The organism is Haloarcula pelagica (assembly GCF_030127105.1).
Lineage (GTDB): Archaea > Halobacteriota > Halobacteria > Halobacteriales > Haloarculaceae > Haloarcula > Haloarcula pelagica.
In genome coordinates this window covers 1429638-1442341 of the sequence record NZ_CP126161.1, presented here as the reverse complement: position 1 = coordinate 1442341, position 12704 = coordinate 1429638, and the positions used below count along the sequence as shown (strand labels likewise).

Here is a 12704-nt window from a genome sequence, read left to right as displayed (position 1 = left end):
GGTGTGGGACCCCCTACTGTGCGTGTGAACTCACAGCCCACGCACGGAGAGCACCCCGCTCCCGAACCCGACGAGCGCGAGTCCCACGACGGCGAAGAGCCCGCCGAACACTCCGGGAATCGCGAGCGCCACCAGCGGCGTGGTCCGTTTGACGAGGAAGCCGCTGGACGGCTCGCTGGGCGGGTAGTACGCCGTCACGGTCGCGTTCTCGGGGTAGTCGGCGAGGAACGACTCGGCCGCGGACCGGTTGCCCGCTCGCAGGTTCGTCCCGGCCTCGGCGGTCCCCGGCGGCGTGACGTGCCCGCTCTCGTAGGTCGTCCCGCCGACCGAGTAGCGGAACGTGACCCGGACCGACCAGTAGGGGTCGGGCGACTCCTCGCGGTCCATGCCGCCGCCGAGTTCGCGCGTCGCGTTCGTCGAGAGCACCGTCGCGTCGACCGGTTCCGCGCTGGCGACGTACTGGTTCGTCTGGAGTTCGTTGGCGATCGGGAGGCCGCCAAAGCCGATCCCGGCCAGGAGAAAGACGAGTCCGGCGACGCTCACGACCACCCGGAGGACAGCTCTCATTGCCGGCAATGGACACGGAAGTGACTGTAAAGCTGTTCCCGGGGCCTGTCAGGGCAGGTACCTCGCCACCACGCTGCGGAGCAGATACGCGACCGTGAACGGATGTGGCGAGAGCCGCAGCGCCCGGACGTAGTAGTCGATCGCCCGATCGTAGTCGCCCGCCTCGTGGCAGTAGACGCCGGCCTGGGTGAACAACTGGACGTAGTAGGGGTCGACGTAGGGCTGTGCCTCCGGGACCCGCTGGCTCACCAGGTAGGTGAACCGCTTGTCGGCCGCGACGTAGTCGGCGACCGGGATCTCGGTCGCGGTCACGCTCCGGTCGTGGTGGCGGCGCGTGTAGAGGTCCGGACAGAGGCAGACGCCGGCCTCGGTGGCGGCTTCGAGGATGAAAAGCAGGTCTTCGCCCCGCTGGAGCCCCTCCTCGAAGGTCGTCGACACCTGGTCGGTGTCGAGCAGGATCGACGGCGTGAGCGCGGCCATGTCGCCGAGCAACACCCGGTAGACGAAGTCGTCCATCGACATCGGCTCCCCCTCCACGCAGATGCCCGCACCGGTCGCCGCCATCCGATCGAGTTGCCGCGTGAGCTTCGCCGGCTTCCAGAGGTCGTCGGCGTCGAGGAAGGCGACGTACCGGGTGTCGGCCCGCTCCAGGCCGCGGTTGCGCGCCCACGCCGGGCCGCGGTGGTCGGTGTCCTCGACGACGATGCACTCGGTCGGGACCGACTGGGCGGCGACGCTCTCGCGGGCCTCGGCCAGCATCGATTCGGGGGTGAACTCCGGGCCGTAGGGGATGACCACCGAGACGGTCGGCCAGTCGGCGTCGTCCGGCACGGCCGGTCACCCGCCCCCCGCGGCACCGGCCCGTTTCAGCCGATGTCGCGCGCCCGTGACCGTCCACCAGGCCAGGCGGACCCAGTTTTTCGGCGCCGCGAGCGCGTCCAGTTGCAGGTACGCCAGCCCGTCGCGGAACCGCCCGTTCTGGAAGAACACGGCGACGATGTGGAGTTCGTGGACCCGCCGGATCCGCGTGCCCTCGGCCTCGAACTCGCGGATGCGGTCGGCGTGGCGCGCGAGAAAGCGCCGCTTGTTCCGGACGAGTTCCTCGGGCGAGGGGTCGCCGCCCGAGGAGGGGACGACGACGAGGGCCTCGTCGACGTGGGCGATCTTCCCGTGGTCGAGCAACTGCAGGACCAGATCCCAGTCCTCGTGGTCGACCAGTTCCTCGTCGAACCCGTCGGTCGCACGCAGCGCTTCGCGCTCGACTAAGAGCGTCGACCCCGGTCCCATGAGGACGTTGACGGTGAGGATCTCCCGGGCCAGTTCGCGCCCGCCTTCGAGCGCCCGGGGTGTGGCGAACACTTCCCGGGAGAGCCAGTCGACCAGCCGTCCGAGAGCCGACGGCTTGGGGGTCAGAAACTCACAGTAGACGCCGATCCACTCCGGCGGGCGACGCGACAGTTCGGCGAGCTGTCGGTCGAGTTTCCCCGGGAGCCAGCGGTCGTCCGAGTCCAGGAAGGCGACGTACTCGCCGCGGGCCGCCTCGATCCCGGTGTTGCGGGCCGCGCTCCGGCCGCGGTTTCGCTCGTGGGCGAGATAGCGGACCCGCTCGTCGTCGATGCCGGTCACGACCGCCGCGGTGTCGTCCGTGCTCCCGTCGTCGACGACGACCACCTCGATGTCGGTGACCGTCTGTGCGAGCGCGCTCTCGACCGCGCGCCCGACCGTGTCGGCGCGGTTGTACGTCGGGACGACGACGCTGACCCGAGGGCGATCCGCCCCGGTCATCGGCCCCGGCACACGGTCATCGCAGCACCTCTTTGTGGATGTCGGTGACCTGCCTGGCGTGGTGTTGCCAGGTCCACTGTTCGTCGAGCAACCGCTGGAGTGCGGCCTCGCCCATCTCGCTCAGGCGCTCGGGATCGTCGGCCAGGCGGTCGATGGCGCGGGCGAGCGTCACCGGGTCTTTCGGCGGGACGAGTTCGCCGGCCACGCCGTCCTCGACCATTTCCGGGATACCGCCGACGGTCGTCGCGAGCGACGGTGTCTTCGCGGCCATCGCCTCGTAGATGACCGTCGGGCGCGCCTCCGTCCAGCTCGGGTGGACGAGCAGGTCGGCCGCGACCTGCCAGCGCCGCAGCGCGACCGGGTCGAGCCGCCAGAACGAGTGAGCCGGGTGGGTGAGCTCGCCAAGCTGGTCCAGCAGCCACCACCGCATGTCGCCCTCGTGGCCGACGGTGACCAGGTAGATGTCGTCCCTGTCGAGTCGTTTCATCGCCTCGATCAGGTCGCTGAGTCCCTTCTGCTCGTAGTAGGCGCCGACGAACAGCAACAGCGTGGTGTCGTCGTCGATGCCGAGTTCGTAGCGGATCTGCTCGCGGCGGTCGGTCGGGAACTTCCGCGGGTCCTCGCCGATGGGCACCGTCTTGATCTTCGAGGGCGAGGTGAGGGTGCGCGCGATGTCGTTCAACTCGTCGCTGACGGTCAACACCTTCGACGCGTAGTTGATGGTCTCGCGGACGTGGGCCTTGGCCTCGTCGGTGAAGTTCTCGTAGTTCTTCAGTTCGGAGGCGTGGCTCGTCACCACGAGCGGGATGTCGTGGCGCCGGCAGTAGGGCAACATCCCGTAGCCGTCGAGGTAGATGTCGCAGGTGTGGACCACGTCGTGTGGCGTCTCGAAGGTCCGCTCGACGTACCGGGGGATCCGTTTCTGCATCGACCGCCCGGAGTAGTGGTAGAACCGGTTTTTCGGCATCGCGTACAGGAACCGGGGGTAGTGGACGCGGTAGGTCCCCCACCGCTCGGTCTGTGGGATGTCGCCGTACTCGGAGTAGGGGCCGACCGGCGGGGCGAAGGGGGTCGGCGACACCACGTCGATCTCGGCGGCCGTCCGGTTGATCGCGTCCAGCGAGCGGTGGTTGAACGGCGTCCGCACCTGGAAGACGTGGCTCTGGTGGTGCGCCGAGGACACCATCGCCCGGTAGTGCACGTCGTTCGCTGCCTCGTAGGTCGGTACCGACGAGAGGTCGGTCATCGGCGTCCCCCCGTGGTCTCGACGAGGTCCCGCAGCATCTCGGCGAGTCGCTCGCCGAGGACCCGTCGGTCGTAGTGTTGCTCGACGTGTTCCCGGGCCTGCCGGCCCAGTCGCTCGCGGCGGTCGGGATCGGCGAGCAGTTCGTCGAACGCCGCCGCCAGCGCCTCCGGGGAGTTCTCGACCGCCAGGCCCCCTTCCGAGGCTTCGATGAGATCGCCGAACGCCCCCATGTCGGTCCCGACGACGGGGAGGCCACTGGCCATGTACTCGTAGGTCTTCAGCGGGACGGCGTAGCGCAGGCCCGGCGTGTCCTTCAGCGGCGCGACGCCGATCGCGGCCGACGCCAGGAGTTCCGGCACCGCGTCGCGCTCGACCGGGCCGTGGATCTCGACGCGGTCCTCGACGCCGAGTTCGGCGACGAGCCGTTCCAGCCGCGGCCTGGTGTCCCCGTCGCCGACCAGTTTCAGCGTCGCGTCGTGGTCGAGCAGCGCCATCGCCCGGACGCACGCCTCCAGGTCCTGGGCGTGGCCGAAGATACCCGTGTAGACGATCGTCCGGCCGTCGTCGCCGCTCCCTCGGTTCGGATCGAACCGAGTGACATCGACGGCGTTGGGCGCGACGAGGAACCGCTGTGCGATGGCGGGGCCGTGGGCGCGTTCCAGCAGGCTACTCATCTCGTCGGTCGTCGTGAGGATGCGGTCGGCCCGGAGCAACAACAGGTGTTCGTAGCGCCGGCTGAGCCGCGTCGAGAGGCTCGACTCGCGGATGAACCCCAGCCCCGCCGCGGCGTCGATCCAGAGGTCGCCCACGTCGACGACCAGCGGTTTGCGGGTGAGTTCCCCGAACACGAGCCCGGGAATCCCGGTAAAGACCGGCGGCGTAGTACAGACGACGGCGTCGAACCGCCGGCGGTGATACAACAGCCACAGCGTCGCGTGCAGCGCGAACAGGAAGTAGTACGCGAGCCGTTCGAGCGGGTTCGGGTCGATCCGGCTCGGTTGCCAGGCCCACAGCCGGTGGACATCGATCTCGCCGTCGCTCGTCCGGTCGTGTCGCCGCCAGCTCCGTGGGTACGTCTCCGGCGGGTACGACAGCGGCGGTGCGACCACGCTCACCGCCACCCCCTCCTGTGCGAGTTGACGTGCGGTGTCGCCGACGCGGGAGGCGTTGCCACCCATCTCCGGCGGGTACTGTTGGCTGACGACTGCGACCCGGACGGGGTCGCTGGCGTCCCCGGCGCGTGCGCTGTGTCTTCGGGAACCGACTGACATCTATCTGGATACTAGATGCGCCACAGAACGCATAGCCTTTCCGGCGCGCTCAGAGACCGGTCCCGGCGTCACCCAGCGCTCTGAGGCCGCCGACGCCGTCCGCGTCGTGGGTGACCGTGACATCCTCCGCCGTCCCGAGGTAGAACGACGGGCGCGCCGGATCGCCCGGTGCGGCCAGTTCGACGACGGTGCGGGTGAGCGCCGGCGACTCGCCGGCGGGGTCGTACGGGCCGAGGAACTTCTGTGCCGGGTCGGTACCCCCGAACTCGTCGGCGCCGATCCGGTAGGCGAACGCGGCGGTCCCCGTGACGTGTTTGAGCGTCCCGACGTGGGCCGGGCGGCCGCCGGCCAGGTCGACGATGGCCGGCGGGACCGTCTCGGCCTCGTGGGGTTCCCAGTGGACGTGATCGACCCGGAGGTTGGCGTCGCCGGTCTGGCGGACGGCGGTCCCGGCGGTCCCGCCCATCGTGAGGTACTCGATCCGCTGGCTGCCGCCGCGGGTGAACAGCACCGTCGAGTCGGTCCCGCTGTGGCCCGACCGGGGGTAGACGGCGACGGTGCCGAACCAGTTGGCGGGGCCGTAGTAGGAGCCAAAGTCCAAGAGGCCGTCCTCGGCGCCGGCGTCGCACTCGTAGACGGTCAGCTGTCGGTGCCGGCACTGGAACGGACCGACGTTCTGGTCGACCCGGTAGACGGCGTTGTTCCAGCCCCACAGCAGGAGGTGGCCGACGATCAACTCCTGTGTGTCGCCCTCGCGGTGGTGGAGAGCGACGCCGGAGTCGGTGTCGAGCCCCGGCCCGTTGAGCGCGAACTGGTCCAACAGCACGCGGTCCAGCCCCTCCGGGTCGGCAAAGACCAGGCCGTCGGTGTCGGGCGTCGTGATGTCGACCTCGGAGACATCCGGGCCGAACCCGACGATGGCGGTGTTCGAGCGGAGTCTGATCGGCCCCTCGTCCCGGACCCGCCCCGGCGGGAGACAGACCGTTCCGCCGGCCTCGCCGAGCGTTCCGACGGCGTCGCCGACCGGGGTCGTCGTCTCGGCGGGGTCGACGAGGGTCGGTTCCTCGGCGTCGGCCGCGAGGACGACTACCGTCCCGGAGAGCAGCGCCGTCGTGATGTCGTCACTCCTCCCACCGAGCCCGACACAGCCAGCCACCGCGGTGAGCCCAACCATACCGGCGCCGAGCAGGTAGTCCCGCCGCGAGACGCCAGGGCCGTCGTCTCCGGCCGGATCGCGAGTCATAGCACCCCTTGTGCGGCGGTCGACATATCCTCACCGGCCCCGATTGGGAGGGGGACGCCGGCCAACAACGCCGCTCAGAACCCGGTTCCGGCGGTTCCGAGCGCACGGAAGCCGCCGGTGCTGCCCTCGCCGTGGGTGACGGTCACGTCGTCGGGAGAACCCTGGTACAGCGACGGCGCCGCGGGGTCGACCGGGTGTGCGAGGTTGACGATGTTCTGGCCGAGTCCGGCCTCCTGACCCAGTTCGATGTACGGCCCCAGTACCTTCCGGTCGGGGCTGTTCCCGAGGTAGGCGTCGTACCCCAGTTCGTAGACGTAGTCCGGCGTCCCGGTGACGTGTTTGACCGTGTCGATCGCGGCCGTCCCGTGCCCTCGCAGGCGGATGATGGCGGGCGACTCCGCGACCTGGCCGACCGGTTCGTAGTGGACGTTGCCGAACTCGATGACGCTGTCCCAGGTCTGGTCGATGGCGTAGCCCGTCGACCCGCCCATCGTCAGGTAGTCGACGCTCTGTGTCCCGCCCCGGGAGAAGAACACCGTCGAGTTCTGCCCGCTCGAATCCGGGATCGGGTAGACGGCGACGGTGCCGAACCAGTTGGCCGGGCCGTAGTACGACCGGAACTCGAGGAGGCCGTCCTCGGCGCCGGCGTCACAGTCGTAGACGATCAGTTGCTCGTGGCGACACTGGAACGGGCCGACGCCCTGGTCGACGCGATAGATCGAGTTGTTCCAGCCCCAGAACAGGAGTCGCCCGACGCGGAGGTTCATCGTGTCCCGGTTGGTGTGGTGCATGGCGACGCCGGTCGGATCGGTGCCGCCGGGACCGTTCAGCGCGAACTCGCTGAGTTTCACATCGGGCGTCCCACTGTCGCGGTCGAACAGGATGCCGTCGGCCGTCTGCTCGGTGATGTCGAGTTCGGTCACCTCGACGCCGAACCCGGTCATCGTCGTGTTCTCGTAGGGCCGGATGTTCCCCGGCGTCGAGATCCGACCCGGCGGGAGGCGGATCTCGCCCCCGTCGTTGGCGCCCAGGAGGTCGTAGGCGTCCTGGACCGGCGTGTTCGTCTCCGACGGCGTGATGACCTGTGGCGCCGAGAGGGTCCGGGCCAGGACGACGATGTTCCCGGCGACGAGTTCCGCCCCGATGTCGGTACCGCCCGAGCCGCCGCTCGCGGCGCCGATAGTGCCGAGTTGGACCCAGCTTCCGCCGTCGCCGATGTAGACGGCGCCGGTGTCGGTCGCGAGGAACTTCGCGCCGGACTTGGCGACGTAGTTCGAGCGGTTGGCGTCGGTGTCGCGGATCTCGACATCCGTGTCGATGCGTTCGAAGTTCCTGTTCAACGGTTCGTGCCAGTCCAGCGTCCCCGCCGGCGGCGTCTCGTACTGATGGTTGTCTGTCATTGGTCTGGATCGATCCCGCCGTAACCGTAGCGTCCGTAGCCACGCTCACCGAACTCGTCGTTCGGGATCGGGGTGGGAGTCGCCGTCTCGGTGGGAGTGGGTGTTGATGTGGGTGTCGGCGTCGCAGTCGCCGTCTCGGTGGGCGTTGGCGTCGGCGTGGCCGTCTCAGTGGGCGTTGGTGTCGGCGTCGGGGTCAGTGTGGGCGTCGGGGTCGGCGTGGGTGCCGCGTTCTCGCCGTCGACGACCGCCTCCACCTGGGTGGGGGTCAGGGCCACGTCGTACACCCGCACGTCGTCGACGCGGCCGTCCATGGCGTAGTAGGAGGTGTAGCCGTTGTCCCCGCGGCCGATCGACAGCGAGCGCGAGTCGTGGACGACCGACCCAGCCTGGCTGGCGTCGCGGCCCACTTCCTCGCCGTCGAGGTACAGGACGAGGTCGGTTCCGTCCCAGGTGAGACAGAGGTGGTGCCACTGGCCGTCGTGGGTGGCGTAGCCCCAGGGGTTGACCGTGGCCTGCCCGCTCTCGACGAGGACGGCCGCCCGAAGACTGTTGCTCGTCTGTACGTCGAGGCTGTATCCGGGGTTCCCGAAGCGCGGGACGCCCTTCTGGAGGACGGTCTGGCTCGACTGCCCGCTCGTGGTCCGATACCACCCGGCGACGGAGAGTTCAGCCGGGCGCAGCGCCGCGTCGTCGGCCACCTCGACGGAGTCGCCGTCGCCGGCACCGAACTCGATCGCCGACGCGCCGACCCGCCCGGACACGGCCAGATCGGGCGTCCCACGGACCTGGCCGTCGTTGCCGCCCACGTCGTCGGCGACGACAGCCCCATCGGTCTCCTCGAAGCGCCAGTGAGCCACCGGCGACGGGAGCGTCGAGGTCGGTGTCGGAGTCGGGGTTGGCGTGGGTGTGGGTGTTGGAGTCGGCGTTGGTGTTGGTGTGGGTGTCGCAGTCGGCGTGGGTGTCGGGGTCGGCGTCGGCGTGGGTGTCGGGGTCGGCGTCGGCGTGGGTGTCGGGGTCGGCGTTGGTGTTGGTGTCGCAGTCGGCGTGGGTGTGGGTGTTGGAGTAGGTGTCGGCGTTGGCGTGGGTGTCGCCGTCGGCGTCTCCGATACGCCCTCGTACAACCCTTCGACTTCGGCGGCCGCGAGCGCCCGCTCGTACACCCGTACGTCGTCGATGCGGCCGTCCATAGCGTAGGAGGAGGTGTAGCCGTTGTCCCCGCGACCGATGAACAGCGACCGCTCGGAGCCGACGACGGCGCCCGACTGGGAACTGTCCTGGGCGACCGCCGCGCCGTCGAGGTAACAACGGAGCGTCTCCCCGTCCCAGGTGAGACAGACGTGGTGCCACTGGTCGTCGTGGGTGGCGTAGCCCCAGGGATTGACCGCGGCCTGTCCGCTCTCGACGCCGACGTGGGCGCGGATGCTGTTGTCCGTCTGGACCTCGATTGCGTAGCCGGTGTCGCCAAAGCGCGCGTCGGCCTTCTGGACGATCGTCTGGCCCGTCTTCCCGCTCGTGGTCCGGTACCATCCGGCGACGGAGAGTTCGGTCGGGCGAAGCGTCGCGGCGTCGGCCACCTCGACGTAGTCGCCGTCACCGGGGCCGAACGAGTAGGCCGTCGAGCCGTAGACGCCCGCGACGCCCTGGACCGGCGTCCCCCGGAGCGCGCCGTCGTTGCCGCCGACGGCGTCGGTCGCCGTCGATCCCGTCCCATCGAGCGGCCAGTATCCGACCAGACCGTCGTCGGGACCGACCAGCGACGGCAGCGACGGGGCGACCACGGCGCCGGTCGCCGTCACTGGCACCGCCAGCGGGACACCACCGTAGCCCAGTCGTGCCGTGGTCGGCCCCTCGGTACTCAGACAGCCCGCGACCGACGGCAGCGCCGCTGCACTCAGACCTGTCAGTTTGAGTATCTTTCTCCGTGACAGCTCCGTATGTTCCGCCTCGTCGTCGTCTGGTGGGGGTTCTCCTCCCATCGTCGCCACGTTTGCTAGCGGCAAATATGACCCTTTCTACCAGGTTCGTATCACGTAGAACCGGAATTAACTGCCTGTTGTACTACGAATGTCGACACTTTCGCCGGATCCAACCGTCGCTCAGGGTTCGGATTCCGGTCAGAATCGGAGTAACGGACGCTTACTCGACGGTAACGCTCTTCGCGAGATTACGCGGTTTGTCGATCGGACGCTCCTTGACGTTCGCGACGTGGTAGGCGAACAACTGGAGGTAGACGTTCGCGACGAGCGGTTCCAGGACGCCGAGCGCGGGCACCGGGAACCCGACCTCGAACTCCTCGACGCCGGCCGCCTCCGAGACCAGCGCGATGACCGGCGCGCCGCGGGACTGGACCTCCTTGACGTTGTTGTGGGTCTCCTCGGGCCGGGCGCCGTCGGTGACGACCGCCAGCACCGGCGTCCCCTCGGTGACCAGCGCCAGCGGCCCGTGCTTGAGTTCGCCCGCGGGGAACCCCTCGGCGTGGTCGTAGGAGATCTCCTTGAGTTTGAGCGCCCCCTCCAGCGCGACCGGACAGCCCATCCGCCGGCCGATGAAGAAGAACGCGTCCCCGCCCGCGTACGCTTCGGCTAGCTCGATCACCGCGCTCTCCCTGTCGAGGACCTGCTGGACCGCGCCCGGGAGCGCCTCGACGTGTTCCAGCAGCGTCCGGGCCTGCGAGGGGTCGAGTTCGCCGCGCGCGTCCGCCACCGCGACCGAAAGCAGCGCGAGGGTCACGACCTGTGAAGCGAACGTCTTGGTCGCCGCGACGCCGATCTCGGGGCCGGCCTGGATGTACAGCGCGTCGTCGCACTCGCGGGCGATGGTGCTCCCGACGGTGTTGGTCACGCCAAGCGTCCGGATGCCGGTCCGGTCGGCCATCCGCAGCGCCCGGAGCGTGTCCGCGGTCTCCCCGCTCTGGCTCACGCCGACGACGAGCGTCCGCCCGGGTGTCCGGCCGCGCCCGACGGTGTACTCGCTGGCGACCTCGACGGTCACTCGCACGTCCGCGAGCAGTTCGAGGAGCTGTTTCCCGTACAGACAGGCGTGATAGGAGGTCCCACAGGCGACCAACTGGATCTCGTCGAGGCCCGAGAGGAACGCCGGAGACAGCGACAGATCGAGGTCGACGCTGCCTTCGACCGGGTCGAGGCGGCCGGCGATAGCCTGCCGGAGCGCCTGTGGCTGCTCGTGGATCTCCTTGAGCATGTAGTGGGCGTAGCCGCCCTTCTCGGCGGCGTCGGCGTCCCACTGGATCGTCTGGGTGGGCCGTTCGACGACAGCGCCGTCGTTCCAGACGGTGACTTCGGTGCCGGTCAACAGCGCCACGTCGCCGTCTTCGAGATACGACACCTCGCGGGTGTGTTCAAGCAGCGGCGTCACGTCGCTGGCGATGAAGGTCCCGTCGCCGCCGTGACCGACGACCAGGGGGCTGTTCTGTCGGGCCGCCACGATGCCGTCGTAGCCGGCCGCGACGACGCCCAGCGCGTAGCTGCCCTCGATGCGGTCGAGGACCGCGGCGACCGCCGCCCGGAGGTCGTCGGTCGTCGCCAGTTGCTCCTCGACGAGGTGGGCGACGACCTCGGTGTCGGTCTCGCTGCGGAACGTGTGCTCGGACAGCTCCGTCCGGAGGTCGTCGTAGTTCCCGATGATCCCGTTGTGGACGACGGCGACCCGCCCCGAACAGTCGGTGTGGGGGTGGGCGTTCGCGTCCGTCGGTTTCCCGTGGGTGCTCCAGCGGGTGTGTCCGATCCCGCAGGTCTGGTCGCTGTCTTCGGGCAGTGCCAGGTCACCGATCAGGCCCGTCCGTTTGAACACCGCGAGGTCGTCGTCGACGAGAGCGATCCCCGCCGAGTCGTACCCGCGGTACTCCAGGTTCTGCAGGCCCGACACGAGCCGTGGCTGTGCGACCGCCTCGCCGATGTAGCCGATGATTCCACACATTGTTACCCTCTCCGAACCGTCTCGCCCGATCCGATCTCACCGCGCAGTACCGTCCCCGAGTCCGCGGTCGCGTCGCGGCCGACGACCGTCCCCGGCGCGACGGTCACGCCGCCCCGGAGACGCGCCCGGTCGGCGAACAGCCCGCCGAACTCCACGTCGTCGTAGACCGCGTCCGTCGCCACCACCCGGGCCGGCCCGCCCTCGACGGTGACGTTGGGGCCGATCTCGACGGACTCGCCGACGATGCAGTCGTGCAGGACCGCGCCGTCGCCGATCCGCGCCCCGGCCATGACGATGCAGTTCGCCAGCGTCGCGTTCGCGCCGACCCGGACGTTCCGGCCCAGGGCCGTCCCGGGCAACAGCGACGCGTTCGGCCCGACGGCGACCGTCCCGTCCAGGGCGACATCGTCCGCGACGGCCGCCGTCCCGTCGACGCCCTCGGGGGGCTGTTCGGTCGCCCGCTCGTGGAGGAGTTGGGCGTTCGTCGCCAGCAGGTCCCACGGGTGGGTCACGTCGCGCCATGGCCCCCGGTGGACCACCGCCGAGAGCGCGCCGTCGTCGGCGAGCCGCTGGAGCATCGTCGCCATCCCGAACTCCCGCGTCTCGCGCGGTTCCGCGGCGTCGATGGCCGCGAAGACGGCCTCGTCGAAGACGTAGGCCCCCGCGTTGACCAGGAACGGCGGCTCCTCCGTCGGTGTCGCCGAGACGCTCCGGACCCGTTCCCCGTCGACATCGACGGCGCCGTACTCGGTCGGCCGGTCCGACTGGACGACGGCGATGGTCGACTGTGCGGTCGCCTCGTACCGATCGACGAGCCGCGCCACCAGTTCGGGGTCGACGAGCTGATCGCCGTGGAGCGTCACGAACGGACCATCGACCCTCTCGGCGACCTGCGAGAGCGCGTGTGCGGCCCCGAGCTGGTGGTCCTGGACGACGTAGCTGATCGGGACGCCCCAGCCGTCACCGTCGCCGAAGTGGTTCTGGATCCGCTCCCGGCAGTGGCCGACGACGAGGACGACCTCCCCGGCACCGGCGTCGATCGCCGCATCGAGGACGGACTCCAAGATCGGTCGGTTCCCCACCGGGACCATCGGTTTCGGCCGCCCGTCGGTCAACGGGCCGAGCCTTCGGCCCTCCCCTGCGGCGAGAATCACTGTCTGCACGGCTGTTTCCTCCCGGTAATCATGCGTTACCTGACGACTCCGGAGGGCAAATAGATTCCTGCGCGCCGGGGAGGGAAGTAGGGGACGACAAAC

At 69.6% G+C, this 12704-nt stretch carries 10 protein-coding genes; all 10 read right to left on the bottom strand.

What is annotated here, in order from left to right; translation table 11 throughout:
* Positions 1-30: 30 nt before the first annotated feature.
* The gene (locus P1L40_RS07560) at positions 31-567 is read right to left on the bottom strand and encodes a DUF3592 domain-containing protein (protein ID WP_284010721.1); all 537 of its coding nucleotides are present in this window, start codon (positions 565-567) and stop codon (positions 31-33) included.
* 48 nt (positions 568-615) lie between these two features.
* Positions 616-1398 carry a glycosyltransferase gene (locus P1L40_RS07555; protein ID WP_284010720.1) on the bottom strand — a complete coding sequence of 261 codons (783 nt, stop codon included), beginning with the start codon at positions 1396-1398 and terminating at the stop codon, positions 616-618.
* Between the two features lie 6 nt (positions 1399-1404).
* Positions 1405-2352, bottom strand: a complete 948-nt coding sequence (locus tag P1L40_RS07550) for a glycosyltransferase family 2 protein (protein WP_284010719.1) — start codon at positions 2350-2352, stop codon at positions 1405-1407.
* A 16-nt stretch (positions 2353-2368) separates the two neighbouring features.
* Positions 2369-3598 carry a glycosyltransferase family 4 protein gene (locus P1L40_RS07545; protein WP_284010718.1) on the bottom strand — a complete coding sequence of 410 codons (1230 nt, stop codon included), beginning with the start codon at positions 3596-3598 and terminating at the stop codon, positions 2369-2371.
* On the bottom strand, positions 3595-4869 hold the full coding sequence (locus P1L40_RS07540) for a glycosyltransferase family 4 protein (protein WP_284010717.1): 1275 nt from the start codon (positions 4867-4869) through the stop codon (positions 3595-3597). Before P1L40_RS07540 ends, P1L40_RS07545 begins: the two co-directional genes overlap by 4 nt.
* Before the next feature lie 49 nt (positions 4870-4918).
* Positions 4919-6112, bottom strand: coding sequence for a hypothetical protein (locus P1L40_RS07535; RefSeq protein ID WP_284010716.1), 1194 nt, complete (start codon positions 6110-6112; stop codon positions 4919-4921).
* Between the two features lie 74 nt (positions 6113-6186).
* Positions 6187-7512, bottom strand: coding sequence for a hypothetical protein (locus tag P1L40_RS07530; protein WP_284010715.1), 1326 nt, complete (start codon positions 7510-7512; stop codon positions 6187-6189).
* Entirely contained in the window at positions 7509-9488 is a 1980-nt protein-coding gene (locus P1L40_RS07525; protein ID WP_284010714.1) for a LamG domain-containing protein, read from the bottom strand. The genes P1L40_RS07530 and P1L40_RS07525 overlap by 4 nt, the downstream gene beginning before the upstream one ends.
* A gap of 160 nt (positions 9489-9648) precedes the next feature.
* Positions 9649-11448: a glutamine--fructose-6-phosphate transaminase (isomerizing) gene (gene glmS, locus P1L40_RS07520; protein ID WP_284010713.1), complete on the bottom strand. Its 1800-nt coding sequence runs from the start codon at positions 11446-11448 to the stop codon at positions 9649-9651.
* 2 nt (positions 11449-11450) lie between these two features.
* A complete protein-coding gene (locus P1L40_RS07515) occupies positions 11451-12611 on the bottom strand; it encodes a sugar phosphate nucleotidyltransferase (RefSeq protein ID WP_284010712.1) in 1161 nt (386 codons plus the stop codon).
* Between the last annotated feature and the right edge of the window lie 93 nt (positions 12612-12704).